The 22,295-nt window shown below is 53.7% G+C and carries 22 protein-coding genes and 1 tRNA gene (1 of these 23 only partly in view); 14 read left to right on the top strand and 9 right to left on the bottom strand.

From position 1 onward, the window contains the following. The first annotated feature begins 94 nt into the window (after positions 1-94). Both BUA85_RS09955 and fdhF read left to right on the top strand, forming a co-directional pair. A complete protein-coding gene (locus BUA85_RS09955) occupies positions 95-382 on the top strand; it encodes a YggT family protein (protein ID WP_072900773.1) in 288 nt (95 codons plus the stop codon). 139 nt (positions 383-521) lie between these two features. Beyond that, on the top strand, positions 522-3,284 hold the full coding sequence (gene fdhF, locus BUA85_RS09950) for a formate dehydrogenase subunit alpha (protein WP_072900772.1): 2,763 nt from the start codon (positions 522-524) through the stop codon (positions 3,282-3,284). Between the two features lie 80 nt (positions 3,285-3,364). Here fdhF and BUA85_RS16915 read toward each other — a convergent pair whose 3' ends face one another. The 4 genes from BUA85_RS16915 to BUA85_RS09930 all read right to left on the bottom strand — a co-directional run bounded on the left by BUA85_RS16915 (position 3,365) and on the right by BUA85_RS09930 (position 5,940). Next, positions 3,365-4,099 carry a VPLPA-CTERM sorting domain-containing protein gene (locus BUA85_RS16915; protein WP_072900771.1) on the bottom strand — a complete coding sequence of 245 codons (735 nt, stop codon included), beginning with the start codon at positions 4,097-4,099 and terminating at the stop codon, positions 3,365-3,367. A gap of 179 nt (positions 4,100-4,278) precedes the next feature. Next, positions 4,279-5,499 carry a pre-peptidase C-terminal domain-containing protein gene (locus tag BUA85_RS09940; protein ID WP_072900770.1) on the bottom strand — a complete coding sequence of 407 codons (1,221 nt, stop codon included), beginning with the start codon at positions 5,497-5,499 and terminating at the stop codon, positions 4,279-4,281. 167 nt (positions 5,500-5,666) lie between these two features. Beyond that, on the bottom strand, positions 5,667-5,792 hold the full coding sequence (gene ykgO / locus BUA85_RS09935; RefSeq protein ID WP_010141322.1) for a type B 50S ribosomal protein L36: 126 nt from the start codon (positions 5,790-5,792) through the stop codon (positions 5,667-5,669). A gap of 73 nt (positions 5,793-5,865) precedes the next feature. Then, positions 5,866-5,940, bottom strand: a tRNA-Val gene (locus BUA85_RS09930). A gap of 154 nt (positions 5,941-6,094) precedes the next feature. On the opposite strand from BUA85_RS09930, the gene BUA85_RS09925 reads away from it, so the two are divergent. The 4 genes from BUA85_RS09925 (at position 6,095) to BUA85_RS09910 (ending at position 8,882) form a co-directional block, all read left to right on the top strand. After that, a complete protein-coding gene (locus BUA85_RS09925; protein ID WP_072900769.1) occupies positions 6,095-6,958 on the top strand; it encodes an N-formylglutamate amidohydrolase in 864 nt (287 codons plus the stop codon). A gap of 52 nt (positions 6,959-7,010) precedes the next feature. Next, complete coding sequence (locus BUA85_RS09920) at positions 7,011-7,832, top strand: patatin-like phospholipase family protein (RefSeq protein WP_072900768.1); 822 nt, start codon at positions 7,011-7,013, stop codon at positions 7,830-7,832. A 131-nt stretch (positions 7,833-7,963) separates the two neighbouring features. Then, positions 7,964-8,551: a hypothetical protein gene (locus BUA85_RS09915; RefSeq protein WP_072900767.1), complete on the top strand. Its 588-nt coding sequence runs from the start codon at positions 7,964-7,966 to the stop codon at positions 8,549-8,551. 28 nt (positions 8,552-8,579) lie between these two features. Next, the gene (locus BUA85_RS09910) at positions 8,580-8,882 is read left to right on the top strand and encodes a hypothetical protein (RefSeq protein ID WP_131802789.1); all 303 of its coding nucleotides are present in this window, start codon (positions 8,580-8,582) and stop codon (positions 8,880-8,882) included. A 14-nt stretch (positions 8,883-8,896) separates the two neighbouring features. Here the strand turns inward: BUA85_RS09910 and BUA85_RS09905 are convergent, their stop codons facing one another. Both BUA85_RS09905 and BUA85_RS09900 read right to left on the bottom strand, forming a co-directional pair. Then, positions 8,897-10,417, bottom strand: coding sequence for an ABC-F family ATP-binding cassette domain-containing protein (locus BUA85_RS09905; RefSeq protein ID WP_072900765.1), 1,521 nt, complete (start codon positions 10,415-10,417; stop codon positions 8,897-8,899). A 223-nt stretch (positions 10,418-10,640) separates the two neighbouring features. Further along, positions 10,641-11,894: a DNA polymerase IV gene (locus BUA85_RS09900; RefSeq protein ID WP_072900764.1), complete on the bottom strand. Its 1,254-nt coding sequence runs from the start codon at positions 11,892-11,894 to the stop codon at positions 10,641-10,643. 34 nt (positions 11,895-11,928) lie between these two features. On the opposite strand from BUA85_RS09900, the gene BUA85_RS09895 reads away from it, so the two are divergent. From BUA85_RS09895 to BUA85_RS09885, 3 genes are all read left to right on the top strand, one after another. Then, entirely contained in the window at positions 11,929-12,369 is a 441-nt protein-coding gene (locus tag BUA85_RS09895) for an NUDIX hydrolase (RefSeq protein WP_072900763.1), read from the top strand. 116 nt (positions 12,370-12,485) lie between these two features. Next, positions 12,486-13,367, top strand: coding sequence for an SPFH domain-containing protein (locus BUA85_RS09890; RefSeq protein WP_072900762.1), 882 nt, complete (start codon positions 12,486-12,488; stop codon positions 13,365-13,367). Beyond that, entirely contained in the window at positions 13,367-13,639 is a 273-nt protein-coding gene (locus tag BUA85_RS09885; RefSeq protein WP_072900761.1) for an NfeD family protein, read from the top strand. The genes BUA85_RS09890 and BUA85_RS09885 overlap by 1 nt, the downstream gene beginning before the upstream one ends. Before the next feature lie 93 nt (positions 13,640-13,732). Here BUA85_RS09885 and BUA85_RS09880 read toward each other — a convergent pair whose 3' ends face one another. Then, positions 13,733-13,945, bottom strand: coding sequence for an orotidine 5'-phosphate decarboxylase (locus BUA85_RS09880; protein ID WP_072900760.1), 213 nt, complete (start codon positions 13,943-13,945; stop codon positions 13,733-13,735). 96 nt (positions 13,946-14,041) lie between these two features. Further along, positions 14,042-14,758 carry an orotidine-5'-phosphate decarboxylase gene (gene pyrF, locus BUA85_RS09875; RefSeq protein WP_083526239.1) on the bottom strand — a complete coding sequence of 239 codons (717 nt, stop codon included), beginning with the start codon at positions 14,756-14,758 and terminating at the stop codon, positions 14,042-14,044. 524 nt (positions 14,759-15,282) lie between these two features. Here pyrF and clpB point away from each other — a divergent pair. Then, positions 15,283-17,895 carry an ATP-dependent chaperone ClpB gene (clpB, locus tag BUA85_RS09870; RefSeq protein WP_072900758.1) on the top strand — a complete coding sequence of 871 codons (2,613 nt, stop codon included), beginning with the start codon at positions 15,283-15,285 and terminating at the stop codon, positions 17,893-17,895. Between the two features lie 53 nt (positions 17,896-17,948). Here clpB and BUA85_RS09865 read toward each other — a convergent pair whose 3' ends face one another. Then, complete coding sequence (locus tag BUA85_RS09865) at positions 17,949-18,425, bottom strand: fasciclin domain-containing protein (RefSeq protein ID WP_072900757.1); 477 nt, start codon at positions 18,423-18,425, stop codon at positions 17,949-17,951. Between the two features lie 245 nt (positions 18,426-18,670). On the opposite strand from BUA85_RS09865, the gene BUA85_RS09860 reads away from it, so the two are divergent. The 4 genes from BUA85_RS09860 to BUA85_RS09845 all read left to right on the top strand — a co-directional run. Beyond that, complete coding sequence (locus BUA85_RS09860; RefSeq protein WP_242649040.1) at positions 18,671-20,182, top strand: FMN-binding glutamate synthase family protein; 1,512 nt, start codon at positions 18,671-18,673, stop codon at positions 20,180-20,182. Positions 20,183-20,249: 67 nt separating this feature from the next. Then, entirely contained in the window at positions 20,250-21,152 is a 903-nt protein-coding gene (gene msrP / locus BUA85_RS09855) for a protein-methionine-sulfoxide reductase catalytic subunit MsrP (RefSeq protein WP_072900756.1), read from the top strand. Continuing rightward, positions 21,152-21,778, top strand: a complete 627-nt coding sequence (gene msrQ, locus BUA85_RS09850; RefSeq protein ID WP_072900755.1) for a protein-methionine-sulfoxide reductase heme-binding subunit MsrQ — start codon at positions 21,152-21,154, stop codon at positions 21,776-21,778. The genes msrP and msrQ overlap by 1 nt, the downstream gene beginning before the upstream one ends. A gap of 43 nt (positions 21,779-21,821) precedes the next feature. Continuing rightward, positions 21,822-22,295 carry the 5' end (the start) of an MFS transporter gene (locus tag BUA85_RS09845; protein WP_072900754.1) on the top strand. The gene runs 693 nt beyond the window's last position, so only the first 474 of its 1,167 coding nucleotides appear in the window; its start codon is at positions 21,822-21,824; its stop codon lies off the right edge, out of view.

The following is a 22,295-nucleotide window of genomic DNA, read 5'->3' as shown; positions in this document are numbered from 1 at the left end:
CGTTTACGTAAACGTCAACCTTGACCTCACGGCAGGCACTTGTTCTTTCGAAATGTAAGGCTTACCTGCGGTGTCACGGAATACGGAGGACGGAATGGCGTCGATCTTTGATATCTTGATGTTGCTGCTGGGTGTAGCACGCATGTTTATCTTTGTTCATTTCATCATGAGTTGGTTGATCAACTTCGATGTTTTGAACGTGCGTCAGCCTCTTGTTGGGCAAATTTGGTATGGCCTGCAACGTATTCTGGAGCCGATTTATCGTCCGATCCGCAATATCCTTCCTGACATGGGGGGAATCGATCTTTCGCCCATTGTCGCGCTGATCGGGATTGAGATTATTAGGATCATTTTGATCAATAACGTCGCTCTATTCTACTAAGCGCTGTCTTCTTTCGGAAACCTAAGTCCTACTTTCTTGCACTCTGGTGGCGGAAATCCATGTGCGCATGTCGTGCATGGGCTGACGTAACCTTGCCAGCTGTGCTTTATTCCTTCCTAAGCTAAGGAAGGGAGACCCGATGTCAGAGAAGATTACATTCACTCTGGATGGGCAACAGGTCACGGCAGAGCCGGGTGAAACCATTTGGGAAGTCGCCAACGGGCGGGGCTTGGTGATCCCACATTTGTGCCACAAGCCGCAGCCGGGATACCGCTCCGACGGAAACTGCCGAGCCTGTATGGTCGCCATCGAAGGGGAGCGTACACTGGCGGCGTCTTGTATCCGCGAACCCTCCGAAGGCATGGTTGTAACTACCGACCAGCCACGCGAGGTTCAGGCGCGTCGTATGGTGATGGAGCTTTTGGTCGCAGACCAGCCAGAACAAGAGGTTGCGCGCGATAAGTCTTCTCACCTTTGGGATATGGCGGCAAAGCAAGATGTCTCTGACAGCCGTTTCCCCGCGATGGAACAGGACCACATCCCGCTTTTGGACGACAGCCATGTCGCGATGAGCGTGAATTTGGACGCTTGCATTCAGTGCGGCCTGTGCGTGCGCGCGTGCCGCGAGGTGCAGGTCAATGACGTGATCGGGATGTCCGGTCGTGGTCATAATGCCTACCCCACCTTCGACTTTGATGATCCGATGGGTGCCTCTACCTGCGTCGCCTGTGGTGAATGCGTTCAGGCGTGCCCCACCGGAGCTTTGATGCCGTCGAGCTTGATGGATGGCGATCAGGTTGGGGACCGGAGCGACTATGACAGTGAAGTGAAAAGCGTTTGCGCGTTCTGCGGCGTTGGTTGTCAGATTTCGATCAAGGTCAAAGACAACAAGGTTAAATATGTGGAGGGCATCAACGGCCCAGCCAACGAGGGGCGTTTGTGCGTCAAAGGCCGGTTTGGATATGACTACATCCACCACCAGCACCGCCTGACGAAACCTCTGATCCGCCGCGAAGATGCGCCAGCGAAGGGTTTGAACGTAAACCCTGACAATTGGCAAGAATTCTTCCGCGAAGCGTCATGGGACGAGGCTTTGGATTTCGCAGCTAACGGCTTGAAAGGGCGCGGGCGTGAGGTTGCGGGCTTTGGCTCTGCAAAGTGCACCAACGAAGAAGCCTATCTCTTCCAAAAATTCATTCGTCAGGGTTTTGGTCACAACAACGTCGACCACTGCACCCGTCTTTGCCACGCGTCTTCCGTTGCGGCGTTGATTGAGAACGTCGGCTCTGGTGCTGTGACAGCGACGTTTAACGAGATCGAAAACGCAGATGTCGCCATCGTCATCGGTGCGAACCCGCTGGAGAATCATCCGGTTGCTGCGACCTATTTCAAACAGTTCACCAAGCGTGGCGGCAAGCTGATTGTGATGGACCCGCGGAACCAAAGTTTGCGCCGCTTTGCGACGCATATGCTGCAGTTCAAGCCGGGCGCCGACGTCTCCATGTTGAACGGCATCATGAACGTGATCGTTGAAGAGGGGCTATACGATGAACAGTACATCGCCGCTTTCACCGAAGATTGGGACGCTCAGAAAGAACACCTGAAACGCTTCCCACCTGAGAAAATGGAAGAGCTCTGCGGCATCGACGCAGACATTATTCGTGCAGTTGCGCGCGACTTTGCGACTGCCAAGGCAGGCATGATCTTCTGGGGTATGGGCGTCAGCCAGCATATTCACGGTACAGACAACTCCCGTTGCCTGATCTCGCTCGCCTTGATGTGCGGCCATGTTGGGCGGCCGGGTACGGGTCTGCACCCGTTGCGTGGGCAAAACAACGTGCAAGGTGCTTCTGATGCAGGTCTGATCCCAATGTTCTTGCCGGACTATCAGACGGTGACGGACGATGGCGTGCGATCGGCCTTTACAGACGTTTGGAATTCGGGCGATTTCAGTAATGAAAGGGGCCTCACCGTCACCGAGATTATGGACGCGGTGCATGAGGACAAAATCAAGGCGATGTACATCCTGGGAGAAAACCCAGCAATGTCTGATCCCGATGTGGAACATGCGCGGGATGCTTTGGCAAAGCTAGATCACCTTGTGGTGCAAGACATCTTCATCACCGAAACCGCCAACTACGCCGATGTGATCCTTCCGGCCTCGGCGCTATATGAAAAGAGTGGTACAGTCTCTAACACCAACCGCACCGTTCAAATGTTGCGCCCTGCTGTGACGCCTCCCGGTGAAGCGCAAGAGGATTGGTGGATTGAGGTTGAGCTAGCCAAACGCTGCGGCTTGCCGTGGGATTACAAACACCCAAGCGAGGTCTTCGCTGAGATGGCCATTAACATGCGCAGCCTCGACAATATTACATGGGAACGCCTCGAAGGAGGTGCGGTGACGTATCCATCGCTGTCACCGGAAGACCCGGGTCAGTCTGTCGTGTTTGGCGATGCTTTCCCACGTAGCGAAGGCCGTGCGAAGTTTACCCCGGCGGAGGTCGTATCGCCTGATGATATGCCGACGCCTGAATTCCCAATGGTGCTGACCACCGGTCGTCAGTTGGAGCATTGGCATACCGGTTCGATGACCCGCCGCTCAAAAGTGCTGGATGCCGTGGAGCCAGAGGCGAATTGTTCCTTGCATCCGTCTACGTTGCGGAAGCTAGGCGTCGAGCCCGGTGGGCATGTGACGCTGACGACCAAGCGAGGGTCGATCACCATTATGGCCCGCGAGGATCGAGCCGTATCACCCGATATGGTTTTCGTGCCGTTTGCTTATGTAGAGGCAGCGGCGAATATTTTGACGAACCCAGCGATTGACCCATACGGGAAGATACCGGAGTTCAAATATTCTGCGGTTCGGGTGGAAAAGGCGTCGGCTTCGTATGCCGCAGAATAGAGAGCTGACATCTGCATTCATTTAGGCTCAACCAAAAAAGGCGGGCAATTGCCCGCCTTTTACTTTGTTTTTTGGTTTGTTTAAGCGTTCGACTTTTTGCGGCGCATAACGGCCATTCCGCCCAACCCAGTTAGCAGAAGCAAAGCGCCAGCAGGCAGAGGTACAGCCGTAACTTCTAGACCAGCAGCAGTCACATTCAAACTACCGTCGTCGCCACCAGAACCAAATCCGCTTGCATAGAAGCGTACTTCGTCAGTCAATACACCGTCACCATCCAGAGCGTATGATGCGAGGCCGACAGTGTCAAAGTTGCCACCGTTCTCGTTCACGAAGAAAGATGGAAATGCAGTCAATGTGCCCTTCAGCATGCCGTTGAGGTAGTAGTCGAGGCGCACAGCCTCTCCAGAATCAGGGTTTCTATCTGAAGTCGCAGATCCCCGTTCATAGGTCAGCATGCCCGCAAAGCTGTTCAATCGTACCGCACCGGTCGTAAAATCAACGCTCACATATTCCGCGATCTGCCTAGTGGTGTCGATCTCATTGTTGTTGCGCCCTGTGATGCCGAAGCCGACATCGTACCGGCCATTGTCGCCCTGAGTACACTCAAACCCTGGCGCACATCCCACGTTGTTCCAGTGAGTAGAGTCACGCAAGTTTCCACCTGATCCGGTGATCGCATAGCCAACGCCATCCTGTGACCCGATGGCAGACGCTACGTTGATGCTGTCAGATGTGAAGTCCAAAGTCGCTGCACTAGCTCCAGTCGCTGCCACGATAACAGCAAATGCTCCACTCAAGATTGTTTTGAATTTCATAAGTTTACTCCATCAATTCGTAGAGCAAACTTCAGAAACTAAGTAACACTCCACACCAAACGCCCCAAACAGTAAGGCGCTACGACAACTTTGTAACAAAAAGCTGCCGAAAAAAAAACATATTTTTGAGGGTCGAGTAAGCAAATCCGCTGCTTGGCGGATTCACTTAGAGTGTTTGGCTATTTCGCCGGCACCCACCGCTCCAGCCCCATGCGGATGAAACTTTGTGAGTCGGGCGAAACTTCTTTCAGACCGATGTAATAGGTGCCCGCACCGATGCGTGCAGCGACTTGGGAATCAAGCCCGTCGCCGTAGTCGTCGTTCAAAGCGACTTGGCGCCCAAAGTCGTCGTAGAGTGCGACAAGGGGGTCGCCGGTGCCATCGACAGAGATTGCTTCGATGAGCATCAATCCACCTTCTGGAACATTCACACTGAACCACATTGCTTTGTCAGTGACTTGTGCATCTCGTCTGATCCGAGTGGCCAGATCACCCAAATCTGCGATTTCAACAGTACCGTCGAGTGGTGGAGCAGCTTCAGCCCGATCGACCAAGGCCATAAGCGCCGCGGCCGGATCATACTCCGAAACGGTCACAAGGATCGGAAGGTCTGCATCGTTCAGAGCGTCAAGTCCGATGCAATAGTCTCCAGCGGGAAGCGTTTCGGTGACATCGATGCGAGAGTTCAGCCCATCCGAGTCGTCGTTCTCGTCGATATAGTTTTCGTCACCGTCATAGAGGGTAAGAACCGGATCGGCGTCTTGGTTTTCTGCTGTAAGCGACAAGGTCAATGGCGCATCCAAAGTGAACCGCAAGAATGGCGCTTGGTTGACCGACAATTCACTTTGCAATGTGGTGGAGAGGACGCCGATTGAGTCTGCCTCTGCACACCCCAGCGCTCCTGAACCTGATCCCGTATTCGTGGACGTATTTGCCACACCATCGGTGAGCGGTTCCTGTTCTTCGCGCCCGATCCGTACAAACGCGGTCATCGGCGAGGAGTCATAACTTCTCGTCGACACACAATATGTGCCGGCATCGAGAGGAATTTCTGCTCTGGAGGCTCCATTCCCACCTGAGTCGTCATCGGACACGACCAGAGAGCCATTTTGATCCAGAACGTCGATCAACGGATCACCTGAACCACGACCTTGCGCTTCAATGCGAACATTTGACGGCTGGCTCAACGTAAAGACAGAAACGTATTCGGAGCCACCGAGAACCAAAGCCATTTGCTCGCGATAGTTATCTGCCGTCGCAATGTCGGAGGACCCTTCAGAGCCGCCTATCCAGACGCCGCTACTACCAAGACCTGCGCAAAATTCTTGGGCTGCCAATGGCGCGGCGAACGATAACATCGCGCAGGAAAGAGCCGCTGACTTAAGATGGAATGATTTCATGGAACAAAATCCTTTACCTTACTAAATTGCAGGTACCGTAGTCCAAATGGCGGACCGCTGACCAGCAGCAAGATGAAAAATGCCAAATTTCGTTGTTTCGTCAGGCCAAACAAAAACAAAAAGGGCCGCGCGAGGCGACCCCTTACAATACTCTTGGTTCGGATTTCTTAACCCTGACGGGCTTTGAACCGACGCTGCGTCTTGTTGATTACATAGACGCGGCCCTTACGGCGCACGACGCGGCAATCGCGATGACGCTGCTTGAGCGAGCGGAGGGAGTTACGTACTTTCATGTACCTGTCCTCATTGTCGCGGCGCGCGGTGACGCCGAAGTTGCGTTTGCACCCAAAGGTGCGGTGAATTCCATGGTGGACGATACTGGGATTGAACCAGTGACCCCTTCGATGTCAACGAAGTGCTCTACCGCTGAGCTAATCGTCCATGGCCTTAATGCTGCCGCCCTTGTCCCATAAACAAACAGGACGCGGGGCGAACCGCGTCAGGTTCGCGTGCTATAAAAGGAGTCGCTTAGGGGATCAAGGCCTTTTGATAAAACTGCAAATCAGTCTATCATATATCCCAAGCAGGAGGCGAAATGAGCGCAGCGACCTACAACTTACGGCGTCCAGAGGAACGCACAACCTCGGTTGTGTTTGCGTCGCCACACAGTGGTCGCGACTATCCTGTCTCTTTCTTACGGAAATCGGTGCTCGACGAGCAGCAGATCCGGTCTTCGGAAGACGTTTTTGTTGATCAGTTGTTTAGAAGCGCACCTGAATTTGGCGCGCCTTTGCTGACCGCCTTGGCCCCAAGGTCATATGTAGATTTAAACCGTGCCCCCGAAGAGCTCGATCAGGCATTGATCGAAGGCGTGCGTCGGATTTCGCATAACCCAAGGGTGGCCAGCGGTTTGGGCGTCATTCCACGGGTCGTAGCAAACGGTCGTGCGATCTATCGAGGGAAAATGACGCTGGACGAGGCGCATCATCGCATTTCGCACTATTGGCGGCCCTATCACGACATGCTGCAAACGCTTCTGGATGAAAGCCAAAACAAATTTGGCGAGGCGATCCTGATCGATTGCCATTCCATGCCGCATGAAGCCTTAGAAAACGTTGGGCCACCGGGTGCCCCGCGTCCAGATATCGTTCTTGGGGATCGTTTCGGTGCGACGGCTGCGTCGTCAGTTATGGAGCGTGTCGAAGCGGCGATGACCAATGCCGGGCTTCGTGTCGCGCGGAATATGCCCTTTGCCGGTGCGTTTATCGCGCAGCACTATGGTCGACCATCGCGCGGCCAGCACGCGATCCAAATTGAGATCGATCGCGGGCTTTATTTGAACGAAACCACATTAGAACCGAACGAAAATTACGAGAACTTGCGGCGTTTGCTCATGGGCGTGATTGCGGAGATTGCTGCAATTGGTCGGCCGACCGAAGATCAGCTAGCGGCAGAGTAATAAACCGCCTTAAGCCTTCGCTAATTTGGCATTTCTTGAAGCGAGATAGCACATGACAACGATTTCTTTGGCGTTAGGCGCCGGCGGTGCGCGCGGGCTGGCCCACATTCACGTTTTGCGAGCGCTCGAAGAACTCGGCATTCGACCGGTCGCGGTATCAGGGTCTTCAATTGGGTCGATCATTGGAGCGGCCTACTGCGCGGGGATAACCTCTGATGAACTCGTTGCAGAGATTGAGAGCGGTCTCGATGATCCGCTCGGGCTTCTGCGTGATATGACGAGGATAAATCGCGAAAGTTTCACGTCATTCTTCAAGAAAGGCGGGTTTCGTTTCGGTCAGTTGGATTTGGAGCGCCTGCTTGAAGGCGTTTTGCCGGATGAATTTCCGCGGACATTTGAGGAGCTTGAAATACCGCTGAAAGTGTCCGCGACGGATTATTATGGTGAATGCGCCAACATTTTCGACGAAGGCGATCTCCGATTTGCGGTTGCCGCATCATCCGCGATCCCGGGTGTGTTCTTGCCAGTTAAGAAGGACGGTCGTTTTTTCATCGACGGCAATGCAACAGACCCTTGTCCCATTTCAGTGGTCCATGATCTGGCTGACCACGTGGTTGCGGTAGATGTAACTGGCGGCGCGACGGGTGACCCAACAGAAAGGCCCGGATTATTCGACGTCAACTATGTGGCTGGGCAACTCATGCAGAAGTCCATCGTTCGTACAAATGCGGCGAAACACCCAAACACCGTTCTCCTCCGCCCACCGGTCGATGAGTTCTTTGCGTTAGACTTCCACAAAGCGCGAGAGATTTTGGACGAGACTGAAGCGTTAAAGGAACAAGCCAAAACCGCGATTGACGCCTTGATGGTTTAGGGCGTTCCTATCGGTTAGGCCATTTTTTGACAGCTTGAAGTTGAAATGGCACCATCGATCGCAATTTTATGAATCCCCTCTTTTCGGGAGTACGAATTTTGCGTCCTTATCTCGTTGCACTTTGTCTTTCCGTGACACCAACATTGCTACAATCCGCCGAAGTTGGTCAGGCTGCGATTGATGGTTGTATAGACCAACTGCGCGTCGTTGGTGGCGCTGACGGCCAAAGCGGGACGGTCCTGTCGCGCGAATATTCTGAAGCTAACTCTCTGGTGATGTTGCAAGACAGCGGTGATACCATCTGGCGATGTCTCGTTGCCAATGATGGCGTCGTCGCCGAACTCAGTGTCGTTGACGGCTCTGCAGCGTCGGATGTGATGGCGCTCTCTGACGGCCTCCCCATTGTGTCGGGCGATCGACGAGTTCAATTTGCATCTGGCGAAAGTGGGACAGTCATGTCCACAACTCTAAACCCTGAAACTTCCGTCCGGTACCTATTGGGCGCGGCAGATGGGCAATTTCTTCGTGTCGATGTTGGCTCGCGGGGCGGCGCGTTGGACTATAAGATTTTCAATCCCGATGGCTCTCTTTTGTTGGATTTGATTTCCTCTGACACGCCGTACCAAGGGCAGTTGTGGCAATCTGGCGATCATGTTGTCGAGGTGGTAAATGCAGGTGCGCAGCCCGTCACCTTTGACATCGGCATCGGAATTGAATGATCCGCTAACTTTTAGAAAGGACAGACTTTTGAAGACTTTAGTATCAACCGCGGGTGTAGTTTTGGCATTTGGTTTGACAGCTTGTAATGAGCCAGAAGTGGTAAGCGACGTTGAGCTTCCCACAATTGGCAGTTCATCAGACCTAACCGCGTTTCAAGGCGCGCGTGCCGGCCAGGCCGAATTCGGCATTCAAAGATTAGGCTTTCAATTGGCGAGGTCAGAAGGCCTAACAAACTATTGGTTCAACCCGGCGACAGGCGCCTGCGCGAAGATAACGACCGATCAGGGCCGCTATTCCGAAGTCGAGATGGTCGCGGGCGGTGACTGCTGACCCCTTTGACAAGGTTAATCTGAGGCACGAAGCTCCTGCGCGAAAAAGTCGCTAGGTCCGTCGACTTCTTCGAGCCTCTTTCCCTTGATTTGCCAGAATCTGTTGCCGACGTTTCTGACAAAACTGCGGTCGTGACTGACCAACAGACAGGATACGCCGTGTTCGCAAAGTTCATGCTCCAGCACTTCCTGACCTTCGATGTCGAGGTGGTTGGTTGGTTCGTCCAAAAGGTAAAAGTTGGGGTTTTGCAGGCGAAGGATCAGCATTGCCAGACGAGCCCTTTGACCCCCCGAAAGCGCCTCAATCTTAGTGTCTTGCATCTGAATTGAGACACCGGCACCCGCCAAAAGGCCCCGCGCGCGTTGGTCGCCGATATCGAACGCACCGGTAACGGCCTGCATTGGTGTGTCTGTCATGTCAAACTGCGTAAGATGCTGGTCCGAGTATCCAAGCTGAACCGAAGCTGCAGATTTGATTGGGGACTCCTGACCCAACAGCGCCTCATGAACCTGCCGTACAAGCGTGGTTTTGCCGGTTCCGTTTGATCCCAGCAAAACAACACGGTCTCCGCGTGCGATCCATTTTTTTCCAGTCTTATATAGAAGGCGGCTGTCTGGAGTTTCGACGTCGAGTTCATCCAACGTCACCAGTGCTTTCGCGTGAGTGCCGGAGTTGGTGAGTTTTATGTCGCCTGCGCTCCGCTCTGTGTGGGCGGGCTTGGCAGCGGCTTCTAACTTGGCTGCGCGTTCATTCAGTTGCTTGGTCTTTACAACTAAGAGATCTGAACCTGAGTTGATCCCAATGTTTTTGAGTTTCGCGGCTTGTTTTCGCAACTGTTGGGCTTTGTTGAGATCATTTGCGAACTTTCGAGCGTCCGCTTCGTCCGCAATGTCGAGTTCCTGCCGTGCCGTGCTGAACGGCGCATTGAAGATCCGCGATCGTTCTGGCCTTAGGAAGAGCGTGCGATTTGTCACTTCATCGAGGAAAGCGCGGTCATGGCTGGTGAGGATGACGGCTGTATCTTTCGGAAGACCAGAGAGCCAGTTTTGAAGAAGGCCAATCCGCCCAAGGTCGAGGTGGTTGGTCGGTTCGTCCAAGAGCAACACATCAGGCTCTGTGATCCAAGTCGCTGCAAGAAGGGCAGTGCGTTGCCAGCCGCCGGAAAGTTCCGAAAGAGTTGTATGTTGGATATCGTAAGGGACGTTCAGGTCGCTGAGCGCAACATCGACACGCCAACTTTCGTAGTCGGCTTGATCTTGTGGAAGGGCCGCGAGAACGAGATCATAAAGTGTCAGGTTCAATTGGTCGGCGGAGATATACTGCGCCACTTCGCCGACGCGTAGGCCGCGCGCGGTTGTGATTTCACCAGTAGTTTGTTCCAGCCCTCCAGAAATTACCGACAACAGCGTCGATTTCCCGCGGCCGTTGGCGGCGATCAATCCAAGGCGGTCGCCTTTGTTGAGTGTGAACGTAAGGTCAGAAAAGAGTGGGTCGCTTAAGGTAACACCGAGGGAGTTTATTTGGATCAGGGACATCTTTGGTCTTTCAGTATGATGTGCGCGCCAAAGCGCGGGACTGGGCAGACCGGATTTTGGTCAGCCCTACAAACGGATTTGCAGGGCAGAACGGGGACCATGCTGAAGTCGGCGGATGATACGCATGCTCAGCTTGTGCCCTCCCTTTGTTGGTGTTGATCCTGTGTGCAGTAAAACTCTTGAAAAGAGTTTTGGCCAGAAAATTTCTTAATTTTCTGAACGCCTAACGCAGCGCCCGCCCCTTGATAATCGCGTCCTTACCGAATTTTTCTCTTATTTCGTCAGCCGCATGTTCCGCTTGAGCGCGCCGGTTCGCGCCTGGGTCTAGCAGATCCCCTTCACGGTCGGCATCAGCCGCGCTGGCGAGTTGGCTGATGCCGACCCCCAAAAGGCGATAAGGCCCCTTGTCACCAACCTGATCAAAGAGTCCACGCGCGGTGCGATAAATGACGTCAGTCAATTGAGTTGGGTGGTAGAGCGATTGCCGTTTCGTCACGAGCTTATGGTCGGATTTCTTGAGCTTTAGGGTCACAACCCGACCCGCCATATCCTTTGCCTTAGCGCGCGCGCTGACCTTTTCGGACATGCGCCAGATATGGCCATCAAGAATATCAACGTCATTGGTGTCTTCATGAAAGGTGGTTTCGTTCGATAGGCCTTTAACGGGTGTATGGGGCGAAATCCGACGCCCATCTTCGCCTCGAGCGAGGGAATACAATCGCTCCCCCATACCCCCAAACCGGTCGTGTAGATCGCGTCGATCCCAGCGGAGGAGGTCATCAAAGGTCCGAATGCCTGCTTTCGCGAGGCTTTCTTGTGCCATTGGGCCGATGCCCCAGATCAGGCGGACTGACTTGGGGCGAAGGAACTCCGTTGTTTCGGCCTTCCCAATGATCGAGAAACCGCGCGGTTTATCCAGATCAGATGCCACCTTTGCCAAAAACTTGTTGTGACTCAGGCCAATTGAACCGGTTAGACCGAGCTCGTCTTTCATCCGTTTGACCAATCGCGCCAGCATTACCGCAGGCGGTGCACCGTGCAGGCGTGCGGTGCCGGTCAAATCCATGAAAGCTTCGTCCAGGGACAAAGGTTCGACAACAGGCGTAAGCTCATCCATCATTGAACGGATCGCTTTGGAGGCTTCGGTATAGGCTTCAAACCTTGGCTTAACTACTACAGCCTCAGGACAAAGCTTCAAGGCTTGGAACATCGGCATCGCTGATTTCACGCCTTTGATCCGCGCAACATAGCAAGCTGTCGACACAACTCCCCTGCGGCCACCGCCGATGATGACAGTCTTATCCGCAAGCTCTGGATTGTCGCGCTTTTCGACCGATGCATAAAACGCATCGCAATCCATATGCGCAATGGATAGGTCGAAAAGCTCTGGATGCCGTGTTACCCGTGGGCTGCGGCAGGCCGGACATCGCCCTTCGGTGTCGAAGGTGGTTAGACAGTCTCTGCATAGGGCTTGCATGTTGGCAGTTTACGAAAGCTGAGAAACGAGAACAATGGCAGAACAAAGTTTCCATGGGTGCAAAGTCGCCTTGTTTATTGGCGACAAGCTTTTGATCAGCTTGCGCGATGACAAGCCGGATATCCCCTATCCGAACATGTGGGATTTTGTTGGCGGCGGTCGCGAGGGGAACGAGACACCCGAAGACACGTTGATCAGAGAAACCAAAGAGGAAGTGGGGTTGGATCTTCAGCCCGAAGATTTGATTTGGAAACGCAGGTATCGCGCCAATTTCCGACCAGATGTTCACGTCTTTTTCTTTGTCGCGCGACTGCCGGCGTCGCATGAAGCCAAGATCGTTTTTGGCGATGAAGGGCAGGGATGGAAGTTGGTCTCCATGAGTGAATTCCTCTTAATTCCCAACATGGTGCCGTCTTACGTGTCGCGTTTGGGCGATTGGCAAACCAGACGGTCTCAAGCGGATATTCCAGAGTAATCATTGATATTTTTCAACGCCTTAAGATCGTCGCATTTCTTCCGTTTAAACCGCCAACACATTGAAAATTGGGCTTGGAACACAAATATGTGAATAAGCCATAAGGAGACTACTCTATGCAATTTGAAGAACTGATCGGACAGAATATCGTCTATCTGCTGCTCGCCGTATTTATCATTATTTGCATCTTGGCCGGGGTTCGGATCGTCCCTCAGTCGCAGAAATACGTCGTCGAGCGTCTAGGACGGTTGCGGTCTGTTCTCGGGCCGGGAATTAACTTCATCGTACCGTTTTTGGATCGCGTGCGTCACAAGGTGTCCATCCTAGAACGCCAGCTGCCGACAAGCACGCAAGACGCGATCACCTCTGACAACGTGCTGGTTCAGGTGGAGACGTCTGTTTTCTATCGGATTATCGAACCGGAAAAGACGGTTTATCGTATCCGCGATGTAGACGGGGCGATCATGACGACTGTAGCGGGCATTGTGCGCTCTGAAATCGGTCGGATGGAATTGGATCAGGTGCAAGCGAACCGTGCGAACTTAATCGAAGCGGTGCGGAATCAAGTTGCCCAACAGGTTGATGATTGGGGGATTGAGGTGACGCGTGCCGAAATCCTGGATGTGAATTTGGACGATGCAACGCGGGCCGCGATGCTGCAGCAATTGAACGCAGAACGTGCTCGTCGTGCGCAGGTGACGGAAGCCGAAGGCACCAAGCGCGCGGTTGAGCTTCAGGCGGATGCCGATCTTTATGCGGCGGAGCAAGAAGCCAAGGCGCGACGCGTGGCGGCTGACGCGGAAGCCTATGCAACTCAAGTGGTCGCGAAAGCAATTGCTGACAATGGTCTAGAGGCAGCGCAGTATCAGGTGGCGCTCAAGCAAGTTGAGTCGCTCAATAGATTAGGCGATGGTGAAGGCAATCAAACCATATTGCTTCCGGCCAATGTGATCGAAGCGTTTGGTGATGCGTTTAAGATGCTGAAAGGATCGAAGTAATGCCGCTCTGGTTGGAATGGTGGGTTTGGATGTCGGCGGCACTTGCGTTAGCGACGCTGGAAGTCATCGTGCCCGGCTACATCTTCCTCGGCTTCGCTATCGGAGCATTGGTGATGGGCGTGCTTCTTCTGCTTGGTTTAACCGGACTGTCTCTCCCGCTCTTGCTGGTGATTTTCGCCGTCTTGTCCTTGGTTGCCTATCTGGCAATGCGCAAGGTCTTTGGCCTCAAGACAGGTCAGGTCAAAATCTGGGATCGTGACATCAACGATTAAACAAAAATGGCCCGATACGCGCGGTATCGGGCCAGTCGCAAAGGGCAGTTGCCGTCGGTTGGGGACTTACCGATCGGCATTCACTTTGCAGGCTCAAAAATGTGAGTGGAGCCGCTGGGGCGTGTCGGACATGTTCAAGGCGCGCTGCGTCAGGTGCTCGCGAACCCGATCGATGTCCATGTTCAGAGGGCCTTTGACTTCGCAAGGGTATCGGAAAACTTGTCCGTCTCGGTGAATATCTACCCGAGCTTCAAATGCGCCATGTTTGGCGTTGTAGCGGACGTCGCCAAGTTGAATGCGTTGCATGTTGGCCTCCTCTTTCGTGCCTGTTCTGCGTCTGAATTCGATATTGGATAAGGCGAAACAGAACGAAAGAGGGTGTCACGCTGACGTGACAGCAGTTTACCTGTTGGGTGTCAGAGCTTGCGGCGAATTCAATTCAGAAAGCATGGATTGAACCGCTGATTTGGGATCGGCAGCCTTCCAAACGGGTCGACCTACCACGATGTGATCCGCACCGTCTGCGATGGCTTGAGCTGGTGTCGCAACCCGCTTTTGGTCGCCCAAGTCGGCACCGGACGGGCGAACGCCCGGCGTCACGATCAGTTTGCCTGATGCTTCGGGAAGTGTCCGAATGAGGGAGGCCTCTTGGGGGGAGGCGATGACACCGTCTGCACCAGCTTCCAGTGCTTTTCCGGCCCGTTCCTGCACCAGATCGGTGATTGCACCGTCTTTGATGCAAGCATCGTCGAGGTCGCTCCGGTCCAGAGACGTCAACACAGTCACCCCCAAAATCTTAAGGTCTTTGCCAGCGGCCCCTTCTTTAGCCGCGCGCACAACATAAGGGTCGCCATGGACCGTTAGAAAATCCAGATCGAATTGAGCGATCCCTCTCACAGCCGCTTCGACAGTTGCACCGATGTCGAAGAACTTCATGTCTAGGAAAATGCGCTTGCCATGATCTTGCTTTAACTCATTGGCAAGGGCGAGCCCGCCTCCGGTGAGCATCCCAAGCCCGATCTTATAAAAGCTCACGGTGTCGCCCAGTTTTTCAGCCAGTGCGAGGCCATCGAGAACGTTCGGGACATCAAGCGCGACTATGAGGCGATCATCAGACATGGGGAAACTCCTATCTCGGTCCTCCGCCATGTAGCGGCTCACTGATCTGGGTGCAATTCTTTGGCGTAGTGCGGTCGGGCGCAGTCTGATTGGGGCAGACTGCGCCCTCCCGTGCGGCAGTTACCTACCCCACAATTCCGACGCCACACTGGGACATACGAACGCCGGAAACCGAAAACAGCTTTGGTTGGGTCACAACTGCGGCCTAACAGCATTTTTGGGTCAAACCCTGTGACTTCGAAAGAAGTCGAAACTTTGCCTTAGTTCGCGCCCGGAAGGTGAGACGAGAAGAAAACTCATCCTTTGGCGCTCAAATTGGCAGACAACGTATGTCCTCCACTCACGCCTCGACTATGCTGCGGCTCCCTTGGCAACGATACTGGGAAGAATCTCAAACGTTTCCCCTAATCCTCCGGTTGGCTTGCAAGCGGAGTTCACGATCCCCATTTAGAGTGGGAGGCCCAAATAGGTCATGTGCTGCAAAGCAGGCGTGATGAAGAGGGTGCTTTGATAAGGAGAGAAAGATGAACTTAGACAAGTTCACTGAGCGTTCGCGCGGCTTTATTCAAGCTGCTCAGACGATTGCGATGCGCGAGAACAATCAATCTTTGATGCCGGAACATTTGTTGAAAGCTCTCATGGATGATGAGGAAGGGCTCTCTGCAAATTTGATTACGAAGTCCGCAGGCGATGCGGCGAGCGTCCGTCAATCGGTGGATGTAGCGGTTGCCCGTCTTCCAAAGGTCACAGGGGCATCTGGCCAGATTTATATGGATGCGGCGACTGGTCGTGTTTTAGCCGAAGCTGAGAAATTGGCGAGTAAGGCGAGCGATAGCTTTGTGCCTGTAGAGCGGCTATTGACCGCTCTGGCAGTGGTGAAATCAAAAGCTAAAGAGGCGTTGGTCGCTGGCATGGTGACGGCCAAGGGACTTAATTCGGCAATCAATGAGCTTCGCAAAGGGCGGACAGCTGATAGTGCGACTGCCGAAGACAGTTTTGATGCGTTGAACAAATATGCGCGTGATCTGACCGAAGCGGCTGAGCAAGGGAAAATCGATCCCATCATAGGACGTGACGAAGAAATTCGCCGCTCTATGCAGGTGTTGTCACGCCGGACAAAGAACAATCCGGTTCTGATTGGTGAGCCTGGAGTCGGTAAAACAGCCATTGCCGAAGGCTTGGCGCTGCGCATCGTGAACGGTGATGTGCCGGAGAGCTTGCGCAACAAGAAACTCATGTCGCTCGACATGGGTGCTTTGATCGCGGGTGCGAAATATCGTGGTGAGTTCGAAGAACGCCTGAAAGCGATCTTGAAAGAGATCGAGGCGGCTGCGGGTGAGATCATCCTTTTCATCGACGAAATGCATCAGCTTGTTGGCGCGGGTAAGACCGATGGCGCGATGGATGCGGCGAACCTGATAAAACCTGCTTTGGCGCGGGGCGAGCTGCATTGTATCGGTGCGACGACGCTCGACGAATATCGCAAGTATGTAGAGAAAGACGCAGCACTTGCGCGGCGTTTCCAAGCCTTGATTGTAGAAGAGCCGACGGTTGTAGACACAATCTCGATCCTGCGAGGGATTAAGGAAAAGTATGAGCTGCACCACGGTGTTCGAATATCGGACAGCGCTCTGGTCTCTGCGGCAACGCTTTCCCATCGCTACATCACGGATCGGTTCCTGCCGGATAAGGCCATCGACTTGATGGATGAGGCCGCGTCACGTTTGCGCATGGAAGTGGACAGTAAGCCAGAAGAATTGGATGCGTTAGATCGTCAAATCATGCAGCTGCAGATCGAGCAAGAGGCGCTGAAGAAAGAGGACGATAAAGCCTCCAAAGATCGGTTGCTCAAGTTGGATGAGGAATTAGCCAACCTGCAAGACCGTGCCACTGAGATGACCGCGAAGTGGGAAGCAGAGCGTGCCAAATTGGAAGGTTCTCGCGAGCTGAAAGAGCAGCTCGACCGTGCACGTGCTGAATTGGACATCGCCAAGCGCGAAGGCAATTTGGCCAAAGCGGGTGAGCTGTCCTATGGCGTCATTCCCGACCTTGAACGCAAGCTGTCAGAAGCCGAAGACAATGACGACCTGATGGTCGAGGAAGCGGTTCGCCCCGAACAGATTGCCGATGTGGTCGAGCGCTGGACTGGTATTCCGACATCGAAGATGTTGGAGGGTGAACGCGAAAAGCTGCTTCGGATGGAAGAAGAGCTTGGCAAGCGCGTGATCGGCCAAAAGGCGGCTGTGACCTCTGTATCCAACGCAGTGCGTCGTGCGCGCGCTGGTCTGAACGATGAAAACCGTCCGCTTGGGTCGTTCTTGTTTCTTGGGCCTACTGGTGTCGGAAAGACCGAGTTAACCAAGGCAGTGGCCGAGTACCTATTTGATGACGACAGCGCGATGGTCCGCATTGATATGTCTGAGTTCATGGAGAAACACGCGGTCGCACGCTTGATTGGTGCCCCTCCGGGTTACGTCGGCTACGATGAAGGCGGCGTTTTGACCGAAGCCGTGCGGCGGCGTCCTTATCAGGTCGTGCTGTTCGATGAAGTCGAAAAGGCACATCCAGATGTCTTCAACGTACTGTTACAGGTGTTGGACGATGGTGTTCTGACCGATGGTCAGGGCCGGACGGTCGATTTCAAGCAGACGTTGATCATCTTGACGTCAAACCTTGGAGCGCAGGCCTTGAGCCAGTTGCCGGATGGGGCAGATGCTTCTGATGCGAAGCGCGATGTTATGGACGCGGTCCGCGCGCATTTCCGGCCAGAGTTCCTTAACCGTCTGGACGAGACAGTCATTTTCGACCGTTTGGTGCGTGAGGATATGGCTGGGATCGTAGCAATTCAGCTGCGTCGTTTAACCGATCGCCTTGCGAGCCGGCACATCACGCTTGATCTTGATGACGGCGCGATGACCTGGCTTGCGGATGAAGGATACGACCCTGTCTTTGGCGCGCGGCCTTTGAAGCGGGTGATCCAACGTGCGTTGCAAGACCAGTTGGCCGAGATGATCTTGGCTGGTGATGTGTTGGACGGATCAACTGTGTCGGTATCAGCGGGTGCTGATGGGCTGATCGTCGGGGACCGATTGTCGGTCAGCAATAAGCCAAAGCCGGACGATGCCATCGTCCACTAGGCTTTGATTTGGGAGTGGGGCGCCGTGGGAGGTTGCGGCGCCCCAATTTGATCTTAGCTGGATGGCAAGATCACTTTATCGATGACGTGGATGACACCGTTTGATGCTTCAACGTCAGCAGCAACGACGTTAGCGTCGTTCACCATAACACCGCCTTCAGTCATGATTGTAACGTCCTGACCGTTTGCCGTTGGTGCCATCATGTTGTTTGTCAGGTCGCCGGACATCACTTTGCCTGGGACAACGTGATATGTCAGGATCGCTGCAAGTGCTTCTGGATCTGCGAGCAGACCTTCAACTGTGCCTTCTGGCAGAGCTGCGAACGCCTCATCAGTTGGAGCGAACACAGTGAATGGGCCGTCGCCCTTGAGTGTGTCAACAAGGCCAGCTGCCTGAACTGCAGCAACCAATGTTGTGAAAGAACCAGCTTCAACAGCTGTGTCGACGATGTCTTTGTCGTTTCCCATCGCAAACGCCTGGAAGGCAAAAGCGGAGGAAGCTGTAAGTGCGAGTACTGTTCTGCGTAGCATAGGAAGTTCCCTTTCAATTTTTATGTTTCGTGCCGTGGTTACGCAGGTGGTTCACAATGGATCACTGGGGATTGTTGCTGATGGCATTTGACGACAAAGGATTGCGGACTAAGCCGCAGGTTGAAAATCTTTCCATTCACAAAAACGTGATCGAAAACGTGAGAATTATCTCAAATCCGTGGGTGGGATTGACCTGAAAGGGGCGGCTACGTTTTGTGCGACACAACCTCAAAAGGAACTCGCCCATGATGTCGCCCATGTTCTCTGCCTTCACGATCAATGTGATTTCCGTTTTAGCGGTTCTGTTCATTCTCGTTGTCGGGCTGATTGTTCTGGTTGTCATCATCACCTTCATCATTGACCGGAGCCAACGCACGGATGCGATCCGGCGGAATTACCCAGTATTGGGGCGTTTCCGGCACTACTTCTCTGCGCTGGGCGAATTCTTTCGACAGTACTTTTTTGCGATGGATCGCGAGGAACTGCCGTTTAACCGGGCGCAACGCGAATGGATTTCGCGGGCTGGGGGCGGCAAGGGGAATACTGTCGCCTTTGGGTCGACTCGCAACTTGGCGACACCGGGCACTCCTATCTTTGTAAATGCGGCCTTTCCGCCTTTGGATGAGCAAGCGGCTAAAACCGAACCGATGTTGATCGGCCCGAACGCGCGTGAGCCTTATTTGGCGCCGTCAATCTTCAATCTGTCGGGCATGAGCTACGGCGCAATATCAAAACCTGCGGTGCGTGCCTTATCTAAAGGCTGTGCGGAAGCTGGCGTTTGGATGAACACAGGTGAGGGCGGAGTGAGCCCTTATCACTTAGAAGGTGGCTGCGATCTGGTCTTTCAAATGGGCACGGCAAAGTATGGGGTGCGTGATCCAGAGGGAAATCTGGATGAAGACAAACTTCGTAAAGTAGCGGCGCACGATCAGGTCAAAATGATCGAGATAAAGCTCGCACAGGGCGCCAAACCGGGCAAAGGCGGCATTCTGCCTGCATCAAAGGTGAACGCAGAGATTGCAGAAATCCGCGGGATCAAGATTGGCGAAAGCAGTCTTTCCCCTAATCGTCACGTCGAGATTGATGATTTTGAAGACCTGTTGGATTTCATCGCGCGGGTGAGAGAGGTGTCTGGCCTGCCTGTTGGTATTAAAACTGTCATGGGGAGCGGAGCCGCTTTCGAGGAGCTTTTCGCGCTCATCAATGAACGCGGCCACGAGTCAGCGCCTGACTTTATTTCGCTTGATGGCGGGGAAGGCGGAACAGGCGCGTCTCCTATGCCTTTGATCGATCTTGTGGGCGTCTCTATTAGGGAGGCGTTGCCGCACGTCGCGCGTCTTAGGAATGAAGCAGGTTTAAAAGACCGCATTCGTCTGATCGCCAGCGGCAAACTTGTGAACCCGAGCGATGTGGCATGGGCCTTGTGTGCTGGTGCGGATTTTGTGACCTCCGCTAGAGGTTTCATGTTTAGCCTTGGATGTATCCAGGCGTTGAAGTGCAACAAGAATACCTGCCCGACCGGCATTACCACCCATGACCCTCGGTTCCAAAAGGGACTGGTGGTTGAAGAGAAATATCAGCGCGTGGCCAAATATGCCGAAAGCATTGTGAAAGAGGTCGAGGTTATCGCCCATTCCGTTGGCGTGAGTGAGCCAAGGCAGATGAAACGCAGCCATGTCCGCATCGTTCAGGCCGACGGATCCTCTGTCCCACTTGATATTCTGCAGGAACGTTACAAATCGCTGGCGACAACGTGAGACTCATTTCCAAGTAAATGCCTTATAGGCTTCCTACATAACGACGAGACAAAGACTGGAGGCCTGAATGGCACACCGCTGGAAGAATGACCTGACCCATGCTGACGTAACGCCGAAAGAGGCGTTCTTGAACCGTCGCCAGATTCTGGCCGGAACCGCAGGTTTGGGTGCGATTGCTGCTGCTGGATTGGCAGAAGCACAGGAAGACTTGCAGCCAAACAGTCTCGAGGACATCACCAGCTACAATAATTTCTATGAGTTCGGTACTGGCAAAAGCGACCCAGCGGCCAATGCCCACAAGCTTGAGATCGAACCATGGTCCGTCAAAGTGGATGGCTTGGTCGACAATCCCGGCGATTATTCTTCGGCAGACCTGCTGGATGGTCTGACAGTGGAAGAGCGCATCTATCGGTTCCGCTGTGTTGAGGCTTGGGCAATGGTCGTGCCTTGGAACGGGATCGAGCTTGCAGACATCTTGAATAAAGTCGGCATTCAGTCGGAAGCAAAATACGTCGCTTTTGAAACTGTCGTTCAGCCAGAGAACATGATTGGCGTGCAGCGCCGCGTGTTGGACTTCCCCTATGTCGAAGGTCTGCGCATTGATGAAGCGATGCACCCGCTGACGATTATGGCAACCGGTATCTATGGCGAACCAATTGCCAAGCAGAATGGCGCACCAATGCGTTTGGTTGTTCCTTGGAAATACGGCTTCAAGTCGATCAAGTCGATCGTGCGCATCTCTCTCACTGACTATGAGCCGCCAACCAGCTGGAACAAAGCGAATGCGCGGGAATATGGGTTCTATAGTAATGTGAACCCGAATGTGGATCACCCGCGTTGGAGCCAAAGTTCACACCGAGTGATCGGAGGTGGATTGTTTGCCAGCCGTGAACCCACGCTGATGTTCAACGGATATGAAGCAGAAGTGGCCAGTCTTTATGACGGCATGGATCTATCTGAATTCTACTAATGGATATCGTGGGGACCATAAACACCGCGGCGCGGAAGGTGCCAACGTGGACTATATATATAGTCGGCGCAGGTTGGCTGGTTTACCTGTTCTATCTCGCCGCATTCACGCGCGCCTTCGGGCCTGAGCCGATCAATGCGTTGGAACGTGAATATGGTGAAATTGGTCTCCAACTGCTTGTTGTGGGCTTGTTGATCACCCCGCTGCGCGAAACCTTCGGGATCAGCCTGATCAAATTCCGCCGCGCAATCGGGGTCATGACGTTTTTCTTCATTCTGGCCCACTTCCTCGTCTTCGCGATCTTGGATGTTCAAAGCCTGGAACGGGTTTGGACTGAGGTTGTCAAACGTCCCTATCTCACCGTCGGCATGATCAGTTTCGTTGCTTTGATCCCATTGGCCATCACGTCCAACAATTACTCTGTCCGCAAAATGGGTGCGATTGCGTGGAGACGGCTTCATTGGCTGACCTACCCGGCGGCGATCCTTGGCGCGCTTCACTATGTTTGGCTGGCCAAAGGGTTCCAGATCGAACCACTCGTTTATTTGGCAGTTCTCATTGGCTTGGTCGCTTATCGCTATCGGCCAAAGAACCGGTCAAAAAATCGGGCCATGAGTCGGGCCTAAAGTCTCCTCTTTTAATCCTAACATGTGCCGGTAGTGTCGGCGCATGATTGACGCCAAACGTACGACACTTCTTACAATGCTCATCTTTTCGCTCCACCCCGTGGCGTTTGGAGCGTGGATTGCTTTGATCCCAGTTGTGAAAGCAAACCTTGGCTTGAACAAAGCTGAGCTGGCCATCGCACTTTTGGGTCTGCCGGTTGCGACTGTTCCTAGCCTTCAGATTGCAAGTCGTGTGATGCCGCGCTTAGGACCTCGGCGGATTCTACGCGTCATGTTCCCGATACAGGGCGCGGTTTTGATCTTGCCGTTTATGGCGACATCACAGGCGACACTCTTTTTGGCCTTGATGATGTTTGGTGTCGCGATGGCGTTCATGCAAGTTTGTTTAAACGTCTATGCCGGACGACTTGAAAAGCAGCTCGGCGTGATCGTGATGAACCGCTGCCACGGCGCTTGGGCGCTGGGGTTGATGTTTGGCTCGTTGCTGGTCGTTTGGCTTGCATTCCTTGATGACGGC

This window comes from Cognatiyoonia sediminum (assembly GCF_900129845.1).
Classification (GTDB): Bacteria; Pseudomonadota; Alphaproteobacteria; order Rhodobacterales; family Rhodobacteraceae; genus Cognatiyoonia; species Cognatiyoonia sediminum.
Note: the sequence above shows the minus strand (reverse complement) of the source record. Positions and strands in the feature narration are given on the sequence as shown.